The organism is Streptomyces sp. SID14515 (genome assembly GCF_010548505.1).
Lineage (GTDB): Bacteria > Actinomycetota > Actinomycetes > Streptomycetales > Streptomycetaceae > Streptomyces > Streptomyces caviscabies.
Genome location: NZ_JAAGMH010000005.1, coordinates 1 through 23,033, shown reverse-complemented (window position 1 = coordinate 23,033; position 23,033 = coordinate 1). Strand labels below are relative to the sequence as shown.

20 protein-coding genes and 1 pseudogene are annotated in these 23,033 nt (G+C 72.0%); 18 read left to right on the top strand and 3 right to left on the bottom strand.

From position 1 onward, the window contains the following. Window positions 1–45 precede the first annotated feature (45 nt). From G3I54_RS00990 to G3I54_RS00955, 8 genes are all read left to right on the top strand, one after another. Window positions 46–1,158 carry a quinone-dependent dihydroorotate dehydrogenase gene (locus tag G3I54_RS00990; protein WP_164610095.1) on the top strand — a complete coding sequence of 371 codons (1,113 nt, stop codon included), beginning with the start codon at window positions 46–48 and terminating at the stop codon, window positions 1,156–1,158. Continuing rightward, window positions 1,155–1,994: an orotidine-5'-phosphate decarboxylase gene (gene pyrF, locus G3I54_RS00985; protein WP_164610092.1), complete on the top strand. Its 840-nt coding sequence runs from the start codon at window positions 1,155–1,157 to the stop codon at window positions 1,992–1,994. The genes G3I54_RS00990 and pyrF overlap by 4 nt, the downstream gene beginning before the upstream one ends. 246 nt (window positions 1,995–2,240) lie before the next feature. Then, window positions 2,241–2,564, top strand: coding sequence for an integration host factor (locus tag G3I54_RS00980; RefSeq protein ID WP_003970367.1), 324 nt, complete (start codon window positions 2,241–2,243; stop codon window positions 2,562–2,564). Window positions 2,565–2,602: 38 nt separating this feature from the next. Beyond that, a complete protein-coding gene (gmk, locus tag G3I54_RS00975) occupies window positions 2,603–3,196 on the top strand; it encodes a guanylate kinase (protein ID WP_103508894.1) in 594 nt (197 codons plus the stop codon). Between the two features lie 61 nt (window positions 3,197–3,257). Further along, window positions 3,258–3,530: a DNA-directed RNA polymerase subunit omega gene (gene rpoZ / locus G3I54_RS00970; protein ID WP_003970369.1), complete on the top strand. Its 273-nt coding sequence runs from the start codon at window positions 3,258–3,260 to the stop codon at window positions 3,528–3,530. 150 nt (window positions 3,531–3,680) lie between these two features. Next, window positions 3,681–4,892 carry a bifunctional phosphopantothenoylcysteine decarboxylase/phosphopantothenate--cysteine ligase CoaBC gene (coaBC, locus tag G3I54_RS00965; protein ID WP_164610090.1) on the top strand — a complete coding sequence of 404 codons (1,212 nt, stop codon included), beginning with the start codon at window positions 3,681–3,683 and terminating at the stop codon, window positions 4,890–4,892. Between the two features lie 232 nt (window positions 4,893–5,124). Then, window positions 5,125–6,333: a methionine adenosyltransferase gene (gene metK, locus G3I54_RS00960; RefSeq protein ID WP_164610088.1), complete on the top strand. Its 1,209-nt coding sequence runs from the start codon at window positions 5,125–5,127 to the stop codon at window positions 6,331–6,333. A gap of 132 nt (window positions 6,334–6,465) precedes the next feature. Continuing rightward, entirely contained in the window at window positions 6,466–8,610 is a 2,145-nt protein-coding gene (locus G3I54_RS00955; protein ID WP_164610086.1) for a primosomal protein N', read from the top strand. Between the two features lie 184 nt (window positions 8,611–8,794). On the opposite strand, the gene G3I54_RS00950 is transcribed toward G3I54_RS00955, so the two are convergent. Then, on the bottom strand, window positions 8,795–9,361 hold the full coding sequence (locus G3I54_RS00950) for a hypothetical protein (protein WP_164610084.1): 567 nt from the start codon (window positions 9,359–9,361) through the stop codon (window positions 8,795–8,797). A gap of 291 nt (window positions 9,362–9,652) precedes the next feature. Between G3I54_RS00950 and fmt the strand changes: the two genes are divergently transcribed. The 4 genes from fmt (at window position 9,653) to G3I54_RS00930 (ending at window position 14,098) form a co-directional block, all read left to right on the top strand. Continuing rightward, on the top strand, window positions 9,653–10,585 hold the full coding sequence (fmt, locus tag G3I54_RS00945; RefSeq protein ID WP_164610082.1) for a methionyl-tRNA formyltransferase: 933 nt from the start codon (window positions 9,653–9,655) through the stop codon (window positions 10,583–10,585). Between the two features lie 118 nt (window positions 10,586–10,703). Continuing rightward, window positions 10,704–12,137, top strand: coding sequence for a transcription antitermination factor NusB (locus G3I54_RS00940; RefSeq protein ID WP_164610080.1), 1,434 nt, complete (start codon window positions 10,704–10,706; stop codon window positions 12,135–12,137). Between the two features lie 148 nt (window positions 12,138–12,285). Beyond that, window positions 12,286–12,969 (top strand): ribulose-phosphate 3-epimerase, encoded by a 684-nt coding sequence (rpe, locus tag G3I54_RS00935; RefSeq protein WP_164610078.1) that lies wholly within the window; start codon window positions 12,286–12,288, stop codon window positions 12,967–12,969. A gap of 133 nt (window positions 12,970–13,102) precedes the next feature. Further along, the gene (locus tag G3I54_RS00930) at window positions 13,103–14,098 is read left to right on the top strand and encodes a sugar-binding domain-containing protein (RefSeq protein ID WP_164610076.1); all 996 of its coding nucleotides are present in this window, start codon (window positions 13,103–13,105) and stop codon (window positions 14,096–14,098) included. 73 nt (window positions 14,099–14,171) lie between these two features. On the opposite strand, the gene G3I54_RS00925 is transcribed toward G3I54_RS00930, so the two are convergent. Then, window positions 14,172–15,248 (bottom strand): terpene cyclase, encoded by a 1,077-nt coding sequence (locus tag G3I54_RS00925; protein ID WP_164610074.1) that lies wholly within the window; start codon window positions 15,246–15,248, stop codon window positions 14,172–14,174. Between the two features lie 298 nt (window positions 15,249–15,546). Between G3I54_RS00925 and G3I54_RS00920 the strand changes: the two genes are divergently transcribed. From G3I54_RS00920 to G3I54_RS00900, 5 genes are all read left to right on the top strand, one after another. Further along, entirely contained in the window at window positions 15,547–17,013 is a 1,467-nt protein-coding gene (locus G3I54_RS00920; RefSeq protein ID WP_164610072.1) for a GuaB1 family IMP dehydrogenase-related protein, read from the top strand. 164 nt (window positions 17,014–17,177) lie between these two features. Continuing rightward, window positions 17,178–18,635, top strand: a complete 1,458-nt coding sequence (locus tag G3I54_RS00915) for an aldehyde dehydrogenase family protein (protein WP_164610070.1) — start codon at window positions 17,178–17,180, stop codon at window positions 18,633–18,635. Between the two features lie 115 nt (window positions 18,636–18,750). Beyond that, window positions 18,751–19,209 carry an Lrp/AsnC family transcriptional regulator gene (locus G3I54_RS00910; protein ID WP_093439645.1) on the top strand — a complete coding sequence of 153 codons (459 nt, stop codon included), beginning with the start codon at window positions 18,751–18,753 and terminating at the stop codon, window positions 19,207–19,209. Between the two features lie 184 nt (window positions 19,210–19,393). Further along, complete coding sequence (locus G3I54_RS00905; protein WP_164610068.1) at window positions 19,394–20,191, top strand: carbon-nitrogen hydrolase family protein; 798 nt, start codon at window positions 19,394–19,396, stop codon at window positions 20,189–20,191. A gap of 55 nt (window positions 20,192–20,246) precedes the next feature. After that, complete coding sequence (locus G3I54_RS00900) at window positions 20,247–21,941, top strand: NAD(P)/FAD-dependent oxidoreductase (protein WP_164610066.1); 1,695 nt, start codon at window positions 20,247–20,249, stop codon at window positions 21,939–21,941. Window positions 21,942–21,965: 24 nt separating this feature from the next. Here the strand turns inward: G3I54_RS00900 and G3I54_RS00895 are convergent, their stop codons facing one another. Beyond that, window positions 21,966–22,676 (bottom strand): DUF5995 family protein, encoded by a 711-nt coding sequence (locus tag G3I54_RS00895; protein ID WP_164610064.1) that lies wholly within the window; start codon window positions 22,674–22,676, stop codon window positions 21,966–21,968. A 96-nt stretch (window positions 22,677–22,772) separates the two neighbouring features. On the opposite strand from G3I54_RS00895, the pseudogene G3I54_RS00890 reads away from it, so the two are divergent. Continuing rightward, window positions 22,773–23,033 (top strand): annotated as a pseudogene (locus G3I54_RS00890) (endoglucanase); the annotation flags it as partial.

Here is a 23,033-nt window from a genome sequence, read left to right as displayed (position 1 = left end):
TTTGCGAGCCCTGTCGAGCACACCGAGCACCAAGGACATCTCTTCATGTACAAGCTCTTCTTCCGGCTGGTCTTCAAGCGGATGGACCCCGAGCAGGCCCACTACACCGCCTTCCGCTGGATCCGCCTCGCCGCCCGGACCCCTGTGCTGCGCACCTTCGTCGCCGCCGCCCTCGCCCCCCGCCACAAGGAGCTGCGCACCGAGGCCCTCGGCCTGCGGATGCACGGCCCCTTCGGGCTCGCCGCCGGCTTCGACAAGAACGCCGTCGCGATCGACGGCATGGCGATGCTCGGCTTCGACCACATCGAGATCGGCACCGTCACCGGCGAACCGCAGCCCGGCAACCCCAAGAAGCGCCTCTTCCGGCTCGTCGCCGACCGCGCGCTGATCAACCGCATGGGCTTCAACAACGAGGGCTCCGCCGCCGTCGCCGCCCGCCTGGCCGCCCGTAACCCGGTCTTCCGCACCACGGTCGGCGTCAACATCGGCAAGACCAAGGTCGTGCCCGAGGCCGAGGCCGCCGCCGACTACGTGAAGTCCACCGAGGAGCTCGCCGGCCACGCCGACTACCTGGTCGTCAACGTCTCCTCGCCCAACACCCCCGGCCTGCGCAACCTCCAGGCCACCGAGTCCCTGCGCCCGCTGCTCACCGCCGTACGCGAGGCAGCCGACCGCACCGTCACCACCCGGCGCGTCCCGCTGCTCGTCAAGATCGCCCCGGACCTCGCGGACGAGGACGTCGACGCCGTCGCCGACCTCGCCGTGGAGCTGGGCCTGGACGGCATCATCGCCACCAACACCACCATCGCCCGCGAGAGCCTGGGCCTGAAGTCCGCCCCCGAGCTGGTGGGGGAGACCGGCGGACTGTCCGGCGCACCCCTCAAGGAGCGCTCGCTGGAGGTCCTGAGCCGTCTGTACGCCCGCGTGGGGGACCGGATCACCCTGGTGGGCGTCGGGGGCGTCGAGACCGCCGAGGACGCCTGGCAGCGCATCCTCGCCGGGGCCACCCTCGTCCAGGGCTACAGCGCCTTCATCTACGAAGGTCCCGGCTACGCCCGCGCGATCCACAAGGGCCTCGCCGCCCGGCTCGCCGCCTCCCCGTACGCCACCCTCGCCGAGGCCGTCGGCGCCGAGACCCGGAAGAAGGCCGCCCTGTGACCACCGAACCCTTCGGCGCCCGCCTGCGCCACGCCATGGACACCCGTGGGCCGCTCTGCGTCGGCATCGACCCGCACGCCTCGCTGCTCACCTCCTGGGGCCTGAACGACGACATCGCGGGCCTGGAGCGCTTCACCCGGACCGTCGTGGAGGCGCTGGCCGACCGGGTCGCCGTCCTCAAACCGCAGTCCGCGTTCTTCGAGCGCTTCGGATCGCGCGGCGTCGCCGTCCTGGAGAAGGCCGTGGAGGAGGCACGGGCGGCCGGCGCGCTCGTCCTGATGGACGCCAAGCGCGGCGACATCGGCTCCACCATGGGCGCCTACGCGGCGACCTACCTGGACAAGGACTCGCCGCTCTTCTCGGACGCGGTCACCGTCTCCCCGTACCTGGGCTTCGGCTCGCTGCGCCCGGCGCTGGACGCGGCCGCCGTCTCCGGCGCGGGCGTGTTCGTCCTCGCCCTCACCTCCAACCCGGAGGGCGCCGAGGTCCAGCGGGCCACGGCGGCCGACGGCCGCTCGCTCGCCCAGCTGATGCTCGACCACATGGCGGCGGAGAACGAGGGGGCGACTCCGCTCGGCTCGGTCGGCGCGGTGGTCGGCGCGACGCTCGGCGACGCGGGAGTGAACCTGGCGATCAACGGACCGCTCCTCGCGCCCGGCATCGGCGCCCAGGGCGCGACCCCCGCGGATCTGCCGACGGTGTTCGGCGACGCGGTGGGCAATGTGGTGCCCAGCGTGAGCCGGGGCGTGCTGCGCCACGGCCCGGACGTGTCCGGGCTGCGCGAAGCGGCCGAGCGGTTCGCGGACGAGGTCCGGCGTGCCGTATCCGGCAGCTGACCCTGACACGTTTACAGCGTGTTGACGAATTACTGACGGGAAACCTGGTCGATATGTCGGGAAAATCCTGGTCGGCCACAGCTGACCAGGACTTTTCGTCTGTTCTCGCTGACTACAGCGGCCCTTGCCGCTAGTCTCCGTCGAAGAGCGGCCGAGCACAGTGTGTTCGTCGCTCACCTGGTGGGGTGGCGTCCAGCTTCCCCGCCGGTCCGTATCCGACAGATCGACATCCGAGGTGACGTAGGCGTGGCTCTTCCGCCCCTTACCCCTGAACAGCGCGCAGCCGCGCTCGAAAAGGCCGCCGCGGCTCGCCGGGAGCGGGCCGAGGTCAAGAATCGACTCAAGCACTCCGGCGCCTCCCTCCACGAGGTCATCAAGCAGGGCCAGGAGAACGACGTCATCGGGAAGATGAAGGTCTCCGCACTGCTGGAATCCCTGCCGGGCGTCGGCAAGGTCCGCGCCAAGCAGATCATGGAGCGTCTCGGCATCTCCGAGAGCCGCCGGGTCAGGGGTCTTGGCTCCAATCAGATCGCATCCCTGGAGCGTGAGTTCGGCGGCAGCCCCGCCTGACGTTCTCAGGCACTCCTGAGAACCTGGATAATCGCCCCATGGCTGCAACATCCCGGGGGACGTCCCCCGTACCCCCGGACGTACGTCCGCGGCTGACCGTGCTCTCCGGCCCTTCGGGCGTCGGCAAGAGCACGGTCGTCGCTCATATGCGCACCGTGCACCCCGAGGTCTGGCTCTCCGTGTCGGCGACGACCCGCAAGCCGCGCCCCGGGGAGCGCAACGGTGTCCACTACTTCTTCGTGGACGACGAGGAGTTCGACAAGCTCATCGCCAACGGTGAGCTGCTGGAGTGGGCCGAGTTCGCGGGCAACCGCTACGGCACGCCTCGCCGCGCCGTGCTGGACCGCCTGGAGGCGGGCGAGCCGGTCCTGCTGGAGATCGACCTCCAGGGCGCCCGGCTGGTCCGCCAGTCGATGTCCGACGCCCGCCTGGTCTTCCTGGCTCCGCCGAGCTGGGAGGAGCTGGTGCGCCGGCTCACCGGCCGGGGCACCGAGGCGCCCGAGGTCATCGAGCGCCGGCTCGCCGCCGCGAAGGTCGAACTGGCCGCCGAGGCGGAGTTCGATACGACGCTCGTCAACACCTCCGTCGAGGACGTGGCGCGTGAGCTGCTAACGTTGATGCTTCAGGCCTAGATCTCCGCGATCGTCCAGATCTCCCGGATCTTTGATCTACACCCCCTTCGGAAGGCAGAGAGTGTCCTCTTCCATCACCACGCCCGAGGGCATCATCAACCCGCCGATTGATGAGCTCCTCGAGGCCACCGACTCGAAGTACAGCCTGGTGATCTACGCGGCCAAGCGCGCCCGCCAGATCAACGCGTACTACTCGCAGCTCGGCGAGGGTCTCCTCGAGTACGTCGGTCCGCTCGTCGACACCCACGTCCACGAGAAGCCGCTGTCGATCGCGCTCCGCGAGATCAACGCGGGCCTGCTGACCTCCGAGGCCATCGAGGGCCCCGCGCAGTAATTCAGCAGCACCACGGCACCTTGCACTCCAGGCCCGGCGGCCCGTCCGCCGGGCCTGAGGTGTGTCCGGGGCCGGGTGAACGCGCTCCACGCGGTGAGGCAGCATGGGACGCATACGTTGCCGTGACGTTGCCGAGTGCGGGGAGACGCAGTGGACAAGCCGAAGGTGGTCCTGGGGGTCAGCGGGGGCATCGCCGCCTACAAGGCGTGCGAGCTGTTGCGCCGGCTGACCGAGTCCGGCCATGACGTACGGGTCGTCCCGACCGCCGCCTCGCTGCACTTCGTGGGGGCCGCCACCTGGTCGGCGCTCTCCGGACACCCGGTCTCCGACGAGGTCTGGCAGGACGTCCACGAGGTCCCGCACGTGCGGATCGGGCAGGGCGCCGGCCTCGTCGTCGTCGCTCCGGCCACCGCCGACATGCTGGCCAAGGCCGCCCACGGGCTCGCCGACGACCTGCTCACCAACACGCTCCTGACCGCCCGCTGTCCGGTGGTCTTCGCGCCCGCCATGCACACCGAGATGTGGGAGCACCCGGCCACCCAGGAGAACGTCGCCACCCTGCGCCGCCGGGGCGCGATCGTCATCGAGCCCGCCGTCGGGCGGCTCACCGGCGTCGACACCGGCAAGGGCCGGCTGCCCGACCCGGGCGAGATCTTCGAGGTCTGCCGCCGGGTGCTGGCGCGCGGGGTCACCGAGAGCGACCTAGCGGGCCGCCATGTGGTGATCAGCGCGGGCGGCACCCGCGAGCCGCTGGACCCGGTGCGCTTCCTGGGCAACCGCTCCTCCGGCAAGCAGGGCTACGCGCTGGCGCGCACCGCGGTGGCCCGGGGGGCCCGGGTCACCCTGATCGAGGCCAACACCGGGCTGCCAGACCCGGCCGGGGCCGACGTCCTGCGGGTCGGCACGGCCGTCCAGCTGCGCGAGGCCGTGCTGAAGGCCGCCTCCGACGCGGACGTCGTGGTGATGGCGGCCGCGGTGGCCGACTTCCGCCCCGCCGAGTACGCCACCGGCAAGATCAAGAAGAAGGACGGCGAGGAGGCCCCCGCGGTCACCCTGGTCCGTAACCCCGACATCCTCGCCGAGGTCTCCGCCGAGCGGGCCCGGCCGGACCAGATCGTCGTCGGATTCGCCGCCGAGACCGACGATGTGCTGGCCAACGGCCGGGCCAAGCTCCGCCGCAAGGGCTGCGACCTTCTCGTCGTCAACGAGGTGGGGGAGCGCAGGACCTTCGGCTCGGAGGAGAACGAAGCGGTCGTCCTCGCCGCCGACGGCCAGGAGACCCCGGTGCCGTACGGGCCGAAGGAAGCGCTTGCCGACACGGTCTGGGATCTGGTTTCAGGAAGGTTCCAGCCGATTTCATAATCAACCCTCCGGGCGAGCAAAATCGCCCCATAAGGCCCAAAATGGCGGCCGGGAAGGGTGGATTGTCCTACTGGTGACCCACGTGGCACACGTCACGAACCTCCCAAAGGGCGAGACACCTGGCCCGGTCGCCGGGCGCGACCGATAAACTGGCCGACGGTACGAACCGAGCGCAGCTCTCGGTCGTGCCACCCATGATCAGCCAGCAGCCGCTGCAACCCCAGGGAGCGATGTGTCCCGCCGTCTCTTCACCTCGGAATCTGTCACCGAGGGTCACCCCGACAAGATCGCTGACCAGATCAGCGACACGATTCTCGACGCGCTCCTGCGCGAGGACCCTTCCTCGCGCGTCGCCGTCGAGACCTTGATCACCACCGGTCTGGTGCATGTCGCGGGCGAGGTCACCACCAAGGCCTACGCCGACATTCCCAACCTCGTGCGCAACAAGGTTCTGGAGATCGGTTACGACTCCTCCAAAAAGGGCTTCGACGGTGCTTCCTGTGGCGTCTCGGTGTCGATCGGCGCGCAGTCGCCGGACATCGCCCAGGGCGTCGACACCGCGTACGAGAAGCGGGTCGAGGGCGACGAGGACGAGCTCGACAAGCAGGGCGCGGGCGACCAGGGCCTGATGTTCGGGTACGCCTGCGACGAGACCCCGGAGCTGATGCCGCTCCCGATCCACATCGCGCACCGCCTCTCCCGGCGGCTGTCCGAGGTGCGCAAGAACGGGACTATCCCCTACCTGCGTCCCGACGGCAAGACCCAGGTCACCATCGAGTACGACGGTGACAAGGCGGTCCGGCTGGACACGGTGGTCGTCTCCTCGCAGCACGCCTCCGACATCGACCTGGACTCGCTGCTCGCGCCCGACATCCGCGAGTTCGTCGTCGAGCACGTGCTCGGCCAGCTTGTCGAGGACGGCATCAAGCTGGACACCGAGGGCTACCGCCTCCTGGTGAACCCGACCGGCCGCTTCGAGATCGGCGGCCCGATGGGCGACGCGGGTCTGACCGGCCGCAAGATCATCATCGACACCTACGGCGGCATGGCCCGTCACGGTGGCGGCGCCTTCTCGGGCAAGGACCCGTCCAAGGTCGACCGCTCGGCCGCGTACGCGATGCGCTGGGTCGCCAAGAACGTGGTGGCCGCCGGTCTCGCCGCGCGCTGCGAGGTCCAGGTCGCCTACGCGATCGGCAAGGCCGAGCCGGTCGGTCTCTTCGTCGAGACCTTCGGCACCGCCGCCGTCGACACGGAGAAGATCGAGAACGCGATCGGCGAGGTCTTCGACCTCCGCCCGGCCGCGATCATCCGTGACCTCGACCTGCTCCGCCCGATCTACGCCCAGACCGCCGCATACGGCCACTTCGGCCGCGAGCTGCCCGACTTCACCTGGGAGCGCACCGACCGCGTCGACGCCCTGCGCGCCGCCGCCGGTCTGTAGCGAACCCACCCGCGTACGACAGCGGGGCGGTCGGCATCGAGTACGACAGCGGGGCCCGGACACCGAACGCGGTGGCCGGGCCCCGCTGCCGTGCACCCGCCGCTGTCAGTGGTCTCTGGTAGGAATTCAGCTGTGAGCAGCGAGAACGAGCAGTCCGCCGAACCCGGCGCCGGGGCGCCGGAGCAGCTTGCGCTGATCCGGGAGACCGTCCGCCGGGCGAAGGTGCCGCGCGCCAAGCCGCGGACCTGGCGCGGCGCGCCCCTCGCCCAGGAGCTGCCCGTCGCCCGCGTCCTGGTCAACAAGGGCGTCCTCCACCTCGACCAGTATTTCGACTACGCGGTCCCCGAGGAGCTGGACGCCGACGCCCGGCCCGGCGTCCGGGTGCGGGTCCGCTTCGGAGCCGGCGGGCGCAATGTCCAGGGCGGGCGGCGCGAGGGCGGCGGGCTGATCGACGGCTTCATCGTCGAGCGCCGCGCCGACTCCGACTATCAGGGAGCACTGGCCGCCATCGCTTCGGTGGTCTCCCCGGAGCCGGTCCTCGGACCCGAGCTGCTCGCCCTCTGCCGCGCCGTCGCCGACCGGTACGCGGGCAGCCTCGCCGACGTCCTCCAGCTCGCCGTACCGCCGCGCAACGCCCGCGCCGAGTCCAAGCCCTCCCCGGACCCGCTGCCTCCGCCGCCGCCCCCGGAGCCGGGCAGCTGGGAGCGGTACGGCCAGGGCCCGGCCTTCCTGCGCGCACTGGCCGAGGGCGGTGCGCCGCGCGCCGTGTGGACCGCCCTGCCCGGCCCGCACTGGCCCGCCGAGATCGCCGGGGCCGTCGCGGCGACGCTCTCCTCAGGGCGCGGCGCCCTCGTCGTCGTGCCGGACGGGCGGGCCGCCGGCCGGGTCGACGCGGCCCTGACCGAGGCGCTCGGCGCGGGGCGGCACGCCCTGCTGACCGCCGACTCCGGCCCCGAGAAGCGCTACCGCCAGTGGCTCGCCGTACGCCGGGGCTCGGTGCGGGCGGTCGTGGGGACCCGGGCCGCCATGTTCGCCCCCGTCCAGGACCTCGGGCTGGTCGTCGTCTGGGACGACGGGGACTCCAGCCACAGCGACGACAACGCCCCCTTCCCGCACGTCCGCGAGGTCCTGGAGCTGAGGGCGGCGCAGGGCCGCTGCGGCTTCCTGCTCGGTGGGACCAGCTGCACGGTCGAGGCCGCCCAGCTCGTGGAGAGCGGCTGGGCGCTGCCGCTCCTCGCGGACCGCGAGCGACTGCGCCGGGCCGCGCCCCTCATCCGTACGGTCGGCGACGGCGAGCTGGCCCGGGACGGCGCCGCCCGGTCCGCCCGGCTGCCCAGCCTCGCCTGGCAGACCGTGCGCGACGGACTGCGCAGCGGTCCGGTGCTGGTCCAGGTGCCCCGGCGGGGTTACGCCCCCCGCCTCGCCTGCGAACGCTGCCGCACGCCCGCCCGCTGCCGGCACTGCGCGGGCCCGCTCCAGGCCCCGGACCAGCAGGATCTGAACTGCGCCTGGTGCGGGCGGGCCGAGCACTCCTGGCACTGCGCTCAGTGCGGCGCCACCCGGCTGCGCGCCCAGATCGTCGGCGCCCGCCGCACCGCGGAGGAGCTGGGTCGGGCCTTCCCCGCCGTGCCCGTCCGCACCTCGGGGCGCGACCACATCCTGGACGCGGTGCCCGACGCCCCGGCCCTGGTCGTCTCCACGCCCGGCGCGGAGCCCCTGGCCGAGGGCGGCTACGCGGCCGCCCTGCTGCTGGACGGCTGGGCCATGCTCGGCCGCCCCGATCTGCGGGCGGGCGAGGAGGCGCTGCGCCGGTGGACGGCGGCGTCGGCGCTGGTGCGCGGGCAGGACGAGGGCGGCACGGTGGTGATCGTGGCCGAGCCGACGGAGCGTGCGGTGCAGGCGCTGGTCCGCTGGGACCCGGCGGGGTTCGCCCGGCGGGAGCTGGCGGAGCGGGCCGAGCTGGGCTTCCCGCCGGTCTCCCGGATGGCCTCGGCGACCGGCCCGGCCGAGGCCCTGGCCGCCTTCCTCCGGACCGCCGGGCTGCCGCCGGAGGCGGAGATCCTGGGCCCGGTGCCGGTCCCGTCCGCCGAGCCCGGCAGGCCCCGGCGACCGGGGGACGCCCCGCCTGGTGAGACCTGGGAGCGGGCTTTGGTCCGGGTGGTCCCGGGGCGCGGGGCGGCGCTCGCCCGCGCCCTGAAGACGGCGCTCGCGGCCCGTATGGCCAAGGGCGCGACCGACCCGATACGCATCAGGATCGACCCACCGGACATCGGCTGAGGCCGGTCCGAGGCCGGCCGAGGCCCGCCCGACGACCCCGGGATCGGCCGAGGCGGGGCCGGTTGTACCGGCCCCGCCTCCAAGAGACCTCGCGGCCGCGCGGGAGACCCCGCGGCCTCCGGGCCCGGACATGGGACTGCCCCGCCGTGCGACCGGCACGGTGGGGCAGAGGGGCGGCGTACGGTCAGCCGTTGCGGGGGCCCGGGAAGGCGCCGGGGCGCAGTTCCTCGCGGACCGGCTGCTGGGCCGACGAGGGCTGCGGCGGCATCGAGCGGGCCGCCGGGACGGAGGGCACCGGGGAGCCGGACCCTCCGGCGGAGGTCCCGGTCAGACCGGGACCGACGGAGACGGGACGCGGCACGGCCGTCGTCTCGCCGGCCGCCTCGGCGGCGGGCTGCGGTGTGGCCCGGCGCGTCCCGTAACGGCGGTGCACGGCCTGCTTGGTGACGCCGAGGGCGGAGCCCACCGCGTCCCAGGAGAAGCCCAGCGAGCGGTCGAAGTCCACCGCGGCGGTGACCAGGGTCTCGACGCTGTCCCGCAGTTCCTGGGCGAGGCGGACGGTGGGGGCCGGGGCCCTGCCGTAGACGACGAAGCCCGCGGAGGGGCCGGAGCGGCGCGGACGGTAGACGTTGCCCAGCTGGGCGGTGAGGGTGCGCAGCGCGTCCACCTGCCGCCGGACCCGCTCGATGTCCCGCACCAGAAGATGCAGACTGGCCCGCGCTTGGGCGTCGTGGGTTGCGTGGTCGGCCATGAAGAAGCCTCTCGAACCGGCGTTGAAAGGGATCGGGCCGCATCGGGGCGGCCCGCTTCGGTCAATCTCCTTTGACCAACGCCCGAGCCGGGTATGTGGTCACGCTATCGGGGCGTATGTGCATATGCACGGGGCGTGCGCGGCGCGCGTACGCCCCCTGGGCGGCGCGCTTCCGTAAGGGCGGCAGCGCTCTTCCGCAAGGGTGGGGGCCGGGGCCCGGCCTGGGCGGAGACCCTAGACTGGTGTGCTGCTCGTCACCGTACGTCTTGGCCCGAGAGGCAGTCAGCCACCATGAAGCTCGTCTTCGCCGGCACCCCCGAAGTCGCCGTCCCCGCCCTGGACGCCCTGATCGCCTCCGACCGCCATGAGGTGGCCGCCGTGGTGACCCGTCCCGACGCCCCCGCCGGGCGGGGCCGCCGACTCGTCGCGAGCCCGGTGGCCGAGCGGGCGGAGGAGGCCGGGATCGAGGTGCTCAAGCCCGCGAAGCCCCGGGACGAGGAGTTCCTCGCCCGGCTGCGCGAGATCGCCCCGGACTGCTGCCCGGTGGTCGCGTACGGTGCCCTGCTGCCCAAGGCCGCCCTGGACGTGCCCGCCCGGGGCTGGGTCAACCTGCACTTCTCGCTGCTGCCGGCCTGGCGCGGCGCGGCGCCGGTGCAGCACTCGGTGATGGCCGGCGACGAGGTGACCGGCGCTTCGACCTTCCTGATCGAGGAGGGCCTGGACTCCGGACCGGTCTACGGCGTCCTCACCGAGGAGATCCGCCCCACCGACACCAGCGGCGACCTGCTCACCCGGCTCGCCTTCGCCGGAGCCGGGCTGCTGGCGGCCACCATGGACGGCATCGAGGACGGCACCCTGCACGCCGTGCCCCAGCCGCACGACGGGGTCACCCTGGCCCCGAAGATCACCGTCGAGGACGCGCAGATCCAGTGGTCCGCGCCGGCACTGCGCGTCGACCGCGTCGTACGCGGCTGCACCCCGGCCCCCGGCGCCTGGACCCTGTTCCGCGGCGAGCGGCTCAAGCTGATCCAGGCCACGCCGGTCCTGGACCGCACCGACCTGGCCCCCGGTGAGCTGTCGGCCGCCAAGAACAACGTGTACGTGGGCACCGGATCGCACGCGGTCGAGCTGCTCTGGGTCCAGCCGCAGGGCAAGAAGCCGATGAAGGCCGCCGACTGGGCGCGCGGCGTCCGCATCGTCCACGGCGAGCTTCTGGGCCTGTAGCGGGCGTCCGGGGCCCGGGGCGGCGTTCGCGGGCCCCGGGCTGCCGTTCGGGCGTCCGGGGGCGGCGACGTACGCTGGGAGGGTTCGCCCTTCTCACCATCAGCGGAGCACCTTTCACGTGAACGACCAGCCGCGTCGCCGTCCCGCCAAACCTCACCGCCGTCCGCAGAAGGACCCGGTCCGTTTTCTCGCCTTCGAGGCGCTCCGGGCCGTCGACGAGCGCGACGCGTACGCCAACCTGGTGCTGCCCCCGCTGCTGAAGAAGGCCCGAGCCAAGGGCGACTTCGACGGCCGGGACGCTGCGCTGGCGACCGAGCTGGTCTACGGGACGCTGCGCCGGCAGGGCACGTACGACGCGATCGTGGCGGCCTGCATCGACCGGCCGCTGCGCGAGGTCGACCCGCCGGTCCTGGACGTCCTGAACATGGGCGTCCACCAGCTGCTCGGCACCCGCATCCCCACCCACGCGGCCGTCTCCGCCAGTGTGGAGCTGGCCCGGGTGGTGCTGGGGGAGGGGCGCGCGAAGTTCGTCAACGCGGTGCTGCGCAAGGTCAGCGCGCACGACCTCGACGGCTGGGTGGAGAAGGTCGCCCCGTCGTACGACGAGGACGCCGAGGACCATCTGTCCGTCGTGCACTCCCACCCCCGCTGGATCGTCTCCGCCCTCTGGGACGCGCTGGGCGGCGGCCGGGCGGGCATCGAGGACCTCCTGGAGGCCGACAACGAGCGGCCCGAGGTGACGCTGGCCGCCCGCCCCGGCCGCTCCACCACCGACGAGCTGGTCAAGGCCCTGGGCGAGGACAACTCCCTGCCGGGCCGCTGGTCCCCGTACGCCGTCCGGATGGCCGAGGGCGGCGAGCCCGGCGCGCTGGAAGCCGTCCAGGAGGGCCGGGCGGGCGTCCAGGACGAGGGCAGTCAGCTCGTCGCCGCCGCCCTGGCCGCCGCTCCCGTCGAGGGCCGCGACACCCGCTGGCTGGACGGCTGCGCGGGCCCCGGCGGCAAGGCCGCCCTGCTCGCCGCCCTCGCCGCCGGGCGGGGCGCCACCCTGCTCGCCGCCGAGAAGCAGCCGCACCGGGCCCGGCTGGTCGAGCGGGCGCTCGCCGGCAACCCCGGCCCGTACCAGGTGATCACCGCCGACGGCACCCGCCCGCCGTGGCTGCCCGGCACGTTCGACCGCATCCTGATGGACGTGCCCTGCTCCGGCCTGGGCGCGCTGCGGCGTCGTCCGGAGTCCCGCTGGCGGCGCCGGCCCGAGGACCTGGAGGGCTTCGCCCCGCTCCAACGCGGCCTGCTGCGCGAGGCGTTGAAGGCGGTGCGGATCGGCGGCGTGGTCGGCTACGCGACCTGCTCGCCGCATCTGGCGGAGACCCGCGTGGTGGTCGAGGACGTCCTCAAGGGCCGGGGCGGGGAGCCGGTGGAGGCGGAGTGGATCGACGCCCGCCCGCTGATGCCCTCAGTGCCCGCGCTGGGAGAGGGGCCCGACGTCCAGCTCTGGCCGCATCTGCACGGCACGGACGCGATGTATCTGGCTCTGCTGCGCCGGACCGGCTGAATATCGCCGCGTCAGCGAGCCTGCTCGTACGGCAAAAGAAAAGTAAAGCGCTGGCAAAATGCCCAGAATGTGCGGACTGTGATGGCCGTGTGAGGCTTCGGAGGGCATCGAGGCGGGGAACCGGCCGGAGACGTGGCAGGCTTGGGTCATGGCGCAGATCAACCCCAGCATCCTGTCCGCCGATTTCGCGCGTCTCGCCGAGGAGGCGAAGGCCGTCGAGGGCGCGGACTGGCTCCACGTCGATGTCATGGACAACCACTTCGTGCCCAACCTGACCCTCGGCGTGCCGATCGTCGAGGCGCTCAGCAAGGCCACGGACACCCCGCTGGACTGCCACCTCATGATCGAGGACGCGGACCGCTGGGCCCCGAGTTACGTAGAGGCGGGGGCCGGGTCCGTCACCTTCCACGCGGAGGCCGCGGCGGCTCCGGTGCGCCTGGCGCGGGAGATCCGGGCGAAGGGGGCGCGCGCCTCGATGGCGCTCAAGCCCGCGACGCCCATCGAGCCGTACGAGGACCTGCTCCCCGAGCTGGACATGCTGCTGATCATGACGGTCGAGCCGGGCTTCGGCGGCCAGGCCTTCCTGGACATCATGCTGCCGAAGATCCGCCGTACCCGGGAGCTGATCAGCAAGCACGGTCTCGAACTGTGGCTCCAGGTCGACGGCGGCGTCTCGGCCACCACCATCGAGCGCTGCGCCGAGGCCGGCGCGGATGTCTTCGTGGCCGGATCCGCGGTCTACGGAGCGGCGGACCCGGCGGCGGCGGTGCGCGAGCTGCGGGCGCAGGCGGACGCGGTCACGGCCGTCGCCCCCTGGGCGTGCGGCCACTGAACCAAGGGCAGATGAACGCGGTCCGACAGGGCCGATCAAGGATCGCCGGATCTGACAGGATGAACGGCGTATCGGGCGTGTGAACAGCAGTGAGGAGATCGCGGTGTCTGGCATCTCGGCGGGTCGGTCAGCCATGCGGATGGGACCCGCGGAGCTGGTGCAGGCGGCGGCCATGGCCCGCCGGTTCTACCTGGAGGGCAAGTCCAAGATCCAGATCGCCGAGGAGTTCGGCGTGAGCCGCTTCAAGGTGGCCCGGGTCCTGGAGACCGCCCTCGAACGCGATCTCGTACGCATCGAGATCCGGGTACCGGCCGAGCTGGACGCCGAACGCTCCGACGCGCTCCGGGCCCGTTACGGGCTGCGCCACGCGGTCGTCGTGGAGTCCCCGGCCGAGGAGCAGGAGGACGCCCCCGACCCGGAGAACCTCGGCGAGGTCGCGGCCGACCTCCTCGGCGAGCTGGTGGCCGAGGGCGATGTGCTCGGTCTGGCCTGGGGCCGCTCCACCATCCACATGGCGGCCGCCCTCGACCGGCTCCCGCCGTGCACGGTGGTCCAGCTGACCGGGGTGTACGACGCGGGCACCGCCGAGCGCGGCTCGGTCGAGGCGGTCCGCCGGGCGGCCCAGGTGTCCGGCGGCGAGGCGCACCCCATCTACGCCCCGATGCTGCTGCCCGACCCCGCGACGGCCGCCGCGCTGCGCGAGCAGACGGGCATCGCCCGCGCCTTCGAGTACTTCGACAAGGTGACGGTCGCCGCCGTCTCCATCGGCTCCTGGGAGCCGGGCATCTCCACGGTCCACGACATGCTCTCGGACACGGAGCGCGCCCACTACGCCTCGCTCGGCGTCGCCGCCGAGATGTCCGCGCACCTCTTCGACTCCGACGGCCGCCGGGTCGGCCGCGACCTCGGCGAGCGCTGCATCACCGTGGAGGCGGACCGGCTGCGCCGGATCCCCGAGGTGGTCGCGATCGCGGGCGGCCAGCGCAAGGCGGCGGCGATCGGCGCGGTGCTCCGCTCCGGCCTGGTCACCAGCCTGGTCACGGACACCGCGGCGGCCGACTATCTGCTCACCGAGTCCGCCGCGGGCGTCCGCCCGGCGCTGGAGCGGGCCGACCCCGACGGGGAGTGATACACCCCCTGGCGGACATGGTGAGGGCCGTGCACCCCGCGGGGTGCACGGCCCTCACCATGTCCATCGGCCCTCAGCCGGCCGGTGGAGCCTTCGCCGCGCACGGGGCGGGGGCGGCCGCCTCGGTACGCGCGGGCGGGACGCCCAGCACGGTCTCCTCCAGATACTCCTCGGGCTCCTCGTACTGGCCCACGTCGGCGGGGTTGTAGCGGGGCGTCTGGCGCGACCAGTCCAGATTGCCGCGCATCCAGCTCCGCATCCCGTCGAGGTAGGGCACCAGCAGCCCGGACAGCTCCGGATACAGCTCCAGCAGCTCGTCCTCGGCGGTCAGGAACCGTTCGGTCTCCATCGCGAGCCGCTCCGCGACATGGTCCAGCGCCTGCTGCTCCCCGAAGCCCCGGTGGTGGCGGACCAGGTGGACGAGGTTGTGGATCTCGCCGAGCACCTGCTCCTTCTCGAAGGAGTACACGTCGTTGGCCCAGCACACGTGGTTGCACGCGGCTTCCAGCGCGGTGATGAAGCGGGGGTCGTTGTGGAGCGACTCCGGGGCCTCGATGCCCGCCACGATCTCTATGAGGTCCATGCAGACGTGGATGGCCCCGGTGTGCCGCCGCTTGGCGATGTACGTGTCCTCCGAGGGCACCACGTCCTCGGCGCGGTTCCCCGCCTCCCAGGTCGTGGCGGTCGTGAGGTAGGTGATCAGATGCCAGGCGAACCGGGTGCGCCAATGGGGCGCGGCGTTCGGCGTCGTACGTTTCCACAGATCGGCCAGCGCGATCACGGCCGCCGGGACCTCTTCGCCGGGCAGCGGCTCGGGGGCGGAGCCGTCGACCACCGCGCGCATCCGGTCGACGACATCTCTCACCCGATCGGGTGAACGGCCGAGGTGGCCGTCGTCGAGCTGGTCGTCGACCAGGAAGAGCCAGACGAACCAGTCGGCCACCAGATCGAGGTGTTCCTCGTCGGCCGTCGGGTAGACCATGCCGACGAACGCCCCGAAATCGGCTTGTTCGAATCGGTTTCTCGCGGACTCGCGGTGGACCAGACCCGTCCGTCTGGTCCAGGCGTCCAGATGCCCCCGGGTGTGTCCCACGTGCGGGTTGGTCCGCTGCGGGAACGGGCAGTAGATGTCCGGCAGTTCGCTGTCCACAGGCGGATCTGGATCCTCTCCGGTCAAACGGTGTGCCCAGGGTTTCCGATGAGCCGGATCGACGCTTCGGACACCCCCGAGACCTGCGGGTTTGAAGCTACCTGACCCCTTGTCACCCGGTCCAGGGATGGTGATCACGAATGATTCGAATCCCGTTCGGGTAGGGTCCGTGGGCAAGGCAGGTTCCACTTGCCCGGAGCCCCCGGCCGCCTCTTCGGAGGAAGCGACGAACGCGGGGGTCTTTTGTTGTGTCTTCGTGGAAACGACCTGCACCGTTTCGTATGAAAAAATGAGTGTTATGCGTTTTCTTGAGCCGGGCACCGGTCGCTACACAGAGTCCCCCGCGGTCCCGTACGACCTCACGTACGACGACGTCTTCATGGTTCCGGGCCGCTCCGCGGTCGGCTCCCGGCAGGGTGTGGACCTCTCGTCGCCGGACGGAACCGGCACCACCATCCCGCTCGTGGTCGCCAACATGACCGCCATCGCGGGCCGCCGGATGGCCGAAACCATCGCCCGCCGCGGCGGGCTCGTCGTCATCCCCCAGGACATCCCGATCGAGGTCGTCACCGACGTCATCTCCTGGGTCAAGACGCGCCACCTCGTCCTCGACACCCCGATCGAGCTGGCCCCCGGCCAGACCGTCGCCGACGCGCTGTCGCTGCTGCCCAAGCGCGCCCACGGCGCGGGCGTCGTCGTCGACGCCGACCGCCGCCCCGTGGGCGTCGTCACCGACCACGACCTCACCGGCGTCGACCGCTTCACCCAGCTCTCCGAGGTCATGTCCAAGGACCTGGTGCTGCTCGACGCCGACATCGACCCGCGCGACGCCTTCAACAAGCTCGATGGCGCCAACCGCAAGCTGGCCCCCGCCGTCGACGCGGAGGGACGCCTCGTCGGCATCCTCACCCGCAAGGCCGCCCTGCGCGCCACGCTCTACACCCCCGCCACCGACGCCGAGGGCAAGCTGCGTATCGCGGCCGCCGTCGGCATCAACGGCGACGTGGCCGGCAAGGCCAAGCAGCTCCTGGACGCGGGCGCCGACGTCCTCGTCGTGGACACCGCCCACGGCCATCAAGAGTCCATGATCAGCGCGGTGAAGGCCGTGCGGGCTCTCGACCCGCAGGTGCCGATCGTCGCGGGCAACATCGTCGCCGCCGAGGGCGTGCGCGACCTGATCGAGGCGGGCGCGGACATCATCAAGGTCGGCGTCGGCCCCGGCGCCATGTGCACCACCCGGATGATGACGGGCGTCGGCCGCCCGCAGTTCTCCGCCGTCCTGGAGTGCGCCGCCGAGGCGAAGAAGCACGGCAAGCACGTCTGGGCGGACGGCGGCGTCCGGCACCCGCGCGACGTCGCGATGGCGCTCGCCGCCGGCGCGTCCAACGTGATGGTCGGCTCCTGGTTCGCGGGGACGTACGAGTCGCCCGGCGACCTCCAGCAGTCCGCCGACGGCCGCTTCTACAAGGAGTCCTTCGGGATGGCCTCGGCCCGCGCCGTCAAGAACCGCACCTCGGACGAGTCCGCGTACGACCGCGCCCGCAAGGCGCTCTTCGAGGAGGGCATCTCCACCTCGCGGATGTTCCTCGACCCGACCCGTCCGGGCGTCGAGGACCTGATCGACTCGATCATCGCGGGCGTCCGCTCCTCCTGCACCTACGCCGGCGCCGGCTCCCTCGCGGAGTTCGCCGAGAAGGCCGTTGTCGGCGTCCAGAGCGCCGCCGGTTACGCCGAGGGCAAGCCGCTGCACGCCAGCTGGAGTTGATCCCGTATCACCGTGACGACCCCGCCCCCTTCGGCCATTTCGAGCCGGAGGGGGCGGGGTCGTTTCCGGCCTTCCGCAGTGGCCGGGGGCGCGCTTCAACTCTGTTGAAATATAAGTAATATGAAGCGCACTCAGCTGCCTGCCTCTCTGCGGTAAGGGATCTCATGTCCTTCTTCACTGACCTGGCCCATCAGTACATCGACGGCGAGTGGAGGCCGGGGAAGGGGTCCTGGGACATCATCGACTTCAACCCGTTCGACGGGGAGAAGCTCGCCTCGATCCCGGTCGCCACCGCCGACGAGGTCGACCAGGCCTACCGCGCCGCCGAGCGCGCCCAGCAGGCGTGGGCGGACACCAACCCGTACAGCAGGCGGGCCGTCCTGGAGAAGGCGCTGCACCTCGTCGAGGAGCGCGAGCCGGAGATCGGCGAGGCCATCGTCGCCGAGCTCGGCGGCACCCGGCTGAAGGCCGCCTTCGAACTGCACCTGGCCAAGGAGTTCCTCCGCGAGGCGATCCAGCTCGCCCTGCGCCCCGCCGGACAGATCCTCCCCTCGCCCACCGAGGGCAAGGAGAACCGCGTCTACCGCGTGCCCGTCGGGGTCGTCGGCGTGATCAGCCCGTTCAACTTCCCCTTCCTGCTCTCCCTCAAGTCCGTGGCGCCCGCGCTGGCCCTCGGCAACGCCGTCGTCCTCAAGCCGCACCAGAACACCCCGATCTGCGGCGGCACCCTGCTGGCCAAGATCTTCGAGGACGCCGGGCTGCCCGCCGGGCTGCTGAACGTCGTGATCACCGACATCGCGGAGATCGGCGACACCCTGCTGGAGCACCCCGTGCCGCAGGTCATCTCCTTCACCGGCTCGGACAAGGTCGGCCGCCACGTCGCCACCGTCTGCGCCCGGAACCTCAAGCGCGCCGTCCTCGAACTCGGCGGCAACAGCGCCCTGATCGTGCTCGACGACGCCGATGTGGACTACGCCGTCGACGCGGCGGTCTTCAGCCGGTACGTCCACCAGGGCCAGGTCTGCATGGCCGCCAACCGCATCCTGGTCGACCGCGCCGTCGAGGCGGAGTTCACCGAGAAGTTCGTCGCCAAGGTCGCCTCGCTCACCGTCGGCGACCCCGCCGACCCGGCCACCCAGATCGGCCCGCTGATCAACTCCTCGCAGGCCGAGTCCGTCTCCAAGCTCGTCGACCAGACCGTGGCGGCCGGCGCGACGGCCCTCCTGCACGGCCGCGCCGACGGCAACCTGGTCAGCCCCTCCGTGCTGACCGGCCTCGCCGCCGACTCGCCCGTCCTGCACCAGGAGATTTTCGGCCCCGTCGCCCTGCTGATCCCCTTCGACGGCGAGGACGAGGCCGTCCGCATCGCCAACGACACCCCGTACGGACTCAGCGGCGCCGTCCACACCGGCAACATCGAGCGCGGGGTGCGGATCGGGCAGCGCATCCACACCGGCATGATCCACATCAACGACGGCACCGTCCACGACGAGCCGATCGTCCCCTTCGGCGGCGAGAAGAGCTCCGGCCTCGGCCGGCTGAACGGCGACTCGATGATCGACGCCTTCACCACCCAGAAGTGGATCTCCATCCAGCACGGCCGCTCGCAGTTCCCCTTCTGACGGCTTGCCCCGCTGCACGGGTCGCCGCCCAGGGCGGCGACCCGTGGTCTACTGCGGGAGGCGGCACACACCGCCTCCCGCCGCCGACCCACCGCAGAGAAGTGAACCGCCCGACGTGCGCCTGAACGACCTCGACGAACGCATCGTCCACGCCCTCGCCGAAGACGCCCGGCGCTCCTACGCCGACATCGGCGCCATCGTCGGCCTCTCCGCCCCCGCCGTGAAACGCCGCGTCGACCGGCTGCGCGCCGAGGGCGCGATCACCGGCTTCACCGTGCGGGTCGATCCGGCGGCGCTCGGCTGGGAGACCGAGGGGTTCATCGAGATCTACTGCAGCCGCAACACCTCCCCGGAAGCGATCAAGCAGGGCCTCGCCCGCTACCCGGAGATCGCCTCGGCCTCCACGGTGACCGGCGAGGCGGACGCGGTGGTGCAGGTCTTCGCCGCCGACATGCGCCACTTCGAACAGGTCCTGGAGCGGATCGCGGGGGAGCCGTACGTCGAGCGTACGAAGTCGGTGCTGGTGCTCTCGCCGCTGCTGCGCCGGTACTCCGCGGAGGCCCCGCCGGCCTGAAACGGGTGGCGCACATCACCCCGCTGACCTGCGGTGATGTCGGACGCAACGATTCGCCGTCCGGAGCCCTTCCCGCGCAACGAATCAACGGTCGACGCGCAACACTCGCGCCTTGTCCGGGCCGATCCGGGCCACGTACCTTCGATACGTCTCCCCACCCCGCCCGCACCGCCCGAGGTCAGCCATGCCGTCGTTGCGTACCGCCCTGCTCCAGAGCTCCGGACGGCCCGGCGCCGTCGCCGAGAACCTGAAGGCGCTCGACGAGGCCGCCGCGCGGGCCGCCGGGGCCGGAGCCCGGCTGCTGGTCTCGCCCGAGCTGTTCCTCACCGGTTACGCCATCGGCGACGCCGTTCCCGTACTGGCCGAGCCCGCCGACGGCCCCGGCGCGGAGGCCGTCGCCGAGATCGCCGTACGCCACGGCCTCGCCGTCCTCTACGGCTACCCGGAGCGCGACGGGGAGCGGATCTTCAACGCCTCCCAGCTCATCGGCGCCGACGGCACGCGGCTGGCGAACTACCGCAAGACCCACCTCTTCGGCTGCTTCGAGCAGGAGTGGTTCACCCCCGGCGAGCAGGCCGTCGTCCAGGCCGAGCTCGACGGTCTCCGTATCGGCCTGCTGATCTGCTACGACGTCGAGTTCCCGGAGAACGTCCGGGCGCACGCCCTGGCCGGCACCGACCTGCTGCTGGTGCCCACCGCGCAGATGCATCCCTTCCAGTTCGTCGCCGAATCCGTCGTCCCCGTACGGGCCTTCGAGAGCCAGATGTACGTGGCGTACGTCAACCGCACCGGCCCGGAAGGCGAGTTCGAGTTCGTCGGGCTCAGCTGCCTGGCCGGACCCGACGGCACCGTGCGCACCCGGGCCGGCCGCGGCGAGGAGCTCGTCGTCGGCGAGGTGGACCCGGAGTTCCTGGCCGCTTCCCGCGCCGCCAACCCCTATCTGCACGACCGCCGCCCCGGTCTGTACGGCTCCCTCGCCTGAGCCCGCCCCCTCGACCTCCCCTTCCCAGAGTCATCGCGCAAGGAGTCCGTACCCCATGACGTCCACGGTGCCCAACGCCGTCCAGCACACCGACGCGGCCGCCCCGCCGATCACCATGTTCGGGCCGGACTTCCCGTACGCGTACGACGATTTCCTCGCCCACCCGGCGGGTCTCGGGCAGATACCGGCGACCGAGCACGGCCAGGAGGTCGCCGTCATCGGCGGCGGGCTCTCCGGGATCATCGCCGCGTACGAGCTGATGAAGATGGGCCTCAAGCCCGTCGTGTACGAGGCGGACCAGATCGGTGGCCGGCTGCGTACCGTCGGCTTCGACGGCTGCGACGGCGACCTCACCGCCGAGATGGGCGCGATGCGCTTCCCGCCGTCCTCCACGGCGCTCCAGCACTACATCGACCTGGTGGGTCTGGAGACCCGGCCCTTCCCCAACCCGCTCTCCCCGGCCACGCCCTCGACCGTCGTGGACCTCAAGGGCGAGTCGCACTACGCCGAGACCATCGACGACCTGCCGCAGGTCTACCGCGACGTGGCCGAGGCCTGGAACGCCTGTCTGGAGGAGGGCGCCGACTTCTCCGACATGAACCGGGCGCTGCGCGAGCGCGACGTCCCGCGCATCCGCGAGATCTGGTCGCAGCTCGTCGAGCGGCTCGACAACCAGACCTTCTACGGCTTCCTCTGCGAGTCCGAGGCCTTCAAGTCCTTCCGCCACCGCGAGATCTTCGGCCAGGTCGGCTTCGGCACCGGCGGCTGGGACACCGACTTCCCCAACTCCATCCTGGAGATCCTGCGCGTCGTCTACACCGAGGCCGACGACCACCACCGCGGCATCGTCGGCGGCAGCCAGCAGCTCCCGCTGCGCCTGTGGGACCGTGAGCCGCAGAAGATCGTCCACTGGCCGCTCGGCACCTCGCTGTCCTCCCTGCACGACGGCGAGCCGCGCGGCGCGGTGACCCGGCTGACCCGTACCGCGGGCAACCGCATCACCGTCACCGACGCCACCGGCGACATCCGCACCTTCCGGGCGGCGGTCTTCACCGGCCAGTCCTGGCTGCTGCTCTCCAAGATCGACTGCGATGACGCGCTCTTCCCGATCGACCACTGGACGGCGATGGAGCGCACCCACTACATGGAGTCGTCCAAGCTGTTCGTACCGGTCGACCGGCCGTTCTGGCTGGACAAGGACGAGACCACCGGCCGCGACACCATGTCGATGACGCTCACCGACCGGATGACCCGCGGGACGTACCTCCTGGACGAGGGCCCGGACAGGCCCGCCGTCATCTGCCTCTCCTACACCTGGTGCGACGACAGCCTGAAGTGGCTGCCGCTCTCCCCGAAGGAGCGCATGGAGGTCATGCTCAAGTCGCTCGGCGAGATCTACCCGAACGTCGACATCCGCAGCCACATCATCGGCAACCCGGTCACCGTCTCCTGGGAGAACGAGCCGTACTTCATGGGCGCGTTCAAGGCGAACCTGCCCGGCCACTACCGCTACCAGCGGCGGCTGTTCACCCACTTCATGCAGGACAGGCTGCCCGCCGACAAGCGGGGCCTGTTCCTGGCGGGCGACGACATCTCCTGGACGGCCGGCTGGGCCGAGGGCGCCGTGCAGACCGCGCTGAACGCCGTGTGGGGCGTCATGCACCAGTTCGGCGGAGCGACCGACGCGACCAACCCCGGCCCCGGCGACGTCTTCGACGAGATCGCCCCGGTGGAGCTCCCGGAGGACTGAAGCCAGGTCGCACCGACGCGGGCGTCAGCGGCAGGGCGTGAGCAGGAAGCGCCCCACCAGTCCCGCGCCCGCGTCGGTCCGCTGCCTGAACTCCTCGGCCAGCGACGGGAATCCGCGCAGCCGCCAGAGCACCCTGGCCGCCGACCAGGCCGCCTCGCGGGCCCGCTCCAGGCTCCAGGAACTCACCAGATGCGTCACCGGGTCCGCGATCTCCAGCAGCTCGGGGCCCGGCATCAGATCGTCGTGGATCCGCTCCTCCAGCAACACGAGGAGATCGCCCACGCGCTCGAACTCCCCTTCAAGGTCCGGCGGAGCGCAGCCGAGCGTACGACAGGCGTCCACCACCGCCAGGACCAGATCGTGCCCGACGTGCGCCTGCAGACCGCTCAGCGCGAACTGCAGCGGGCGTACGCCGGGATGGCGGCGGTACTGGAGCAGCGGGCGCCAGCACTGCGGCGGCCGGCCGCCCGCCGTCGCCGTCTCCACGGCCGACAGATAGCGCTCCGCGCAGCGCACGCCCAGCGGAACAGCGGCCTCCCGGTCGTCGAAGCCACCCCTGCCGAGGCCCGGGCCGACCCTCTCGACGACCTCCAGATAGGCCTCGTTGAAGACCGCCACCCCGTCCCCGGACGGCCACCGGGAACGCAATTCCCGCATACGTTCGATCACCGGGGATTCGGCTGTCGGCCGGTCGCCGCCTCTGCCCGGTGCCGCGGACTGCTCGATCTGCGTCATGCGCGGAGCGTCCCAGCCATAGGCTCGCCACGGCGCCGACCGGCCGGAGGTTCATCGGAACGGACGAACGACGGTGTCGGAAAAGGGGATCGAGGAGTGCCGGGTTCACGCGCGCAACGCCGTATCGCACACCGGGAACGCCGGCGTGCCACCCGCCGCCACGCCGTGCTGGCCGTGGCCTCGGCGGTCGTGGCGATCGGCGCCACCGCCGGGCTGATCGACGCGGGCCAGGGCGACGGGCGCAACACCGCCCGCCCCGAGCCGACGCCCCCGCCGGTCCTCCAGCCCCTCCCCGCAGTGCCGACGCCCACGGCCCCCTCGCCCGCCCCGCCCCCGCCCTCCGCGACCCCCGCCGCG

Coding starts and splice junctions, on each gene's coding strand:
- G3I54_RS00905 (WP_164610068.1), top strand. CDS start 19,394: ATGCCGTCGTTGCGTACCGCCCTGCTCCAGAGCTCCGGACGGCCCGGC.
- G3I54_RS00920 (WP_164610072.1), top strand. CDS start 15,547: ATGCGTTTTCTTGAGCCGGGCACCGGTCGCTACACAGAGTCCCCCGCG.
- gmk (WP_103508894.1), top strand. CDS start 2,603: ATGGCTGCAACATCCCGGGGGACGTCCCCCGTACCCCCGGACGTACGT.
- G3I54_RS00900 (WP_164610066.1), top strand. CDS start 20,247: ATGACGTCCACGGTGCCCAACGCCGTCCAGCACACCGACGCGGCCGCC.
- G3I54_RS00915 (WP_164610070.1), top strand. CDS start 17,178: ATGTCCTTCTTCACTGACCTGGCCCATCAGTACATCGACGGCGAGTGG.
- rpe (WP_164610078.1), top strand. CDS start 12,286: ATGGCGCAGATCAACCCCAGCATCCTGTCCGCCGATTTCGCGCGTCTC.
- fmt (WP_164610082.1), top strand. CDS start 9,653: ATGAAGCTCGTCTTCGCCGGCACCCCCGAAGTCGCCGTCCCCGCCCTG.
- G3I54_RS00990 (WP_164610095.1), top strand. CDS start 46: ATGTACAAGCTCTTCTTCCGGCTGGTCTTCAAGCGGATGGACCCCGAG.
- G3I54_RS00930 (WP_164610076.1), top strand. CDS start 13,103: ATGCGGATGGGACCCGCGGAGCTGGTGCAGGCGGCGGCCATGGCCCGC.
- G3I54_RS00895 (WP_164610064.1), bottom strand. CDS start 22,676: ATGACGCAGATCGAGCAGTCCGCGGCACCGGGCAGAGGCGGCGACCGG.
- G3I54_RS00950 (WP_164610084.1), bottom strand. CDS start 9,361: ATGGCCGACCACGCAACCCACGACGCCCAAGCGCGGGCCAGTCTGCAT.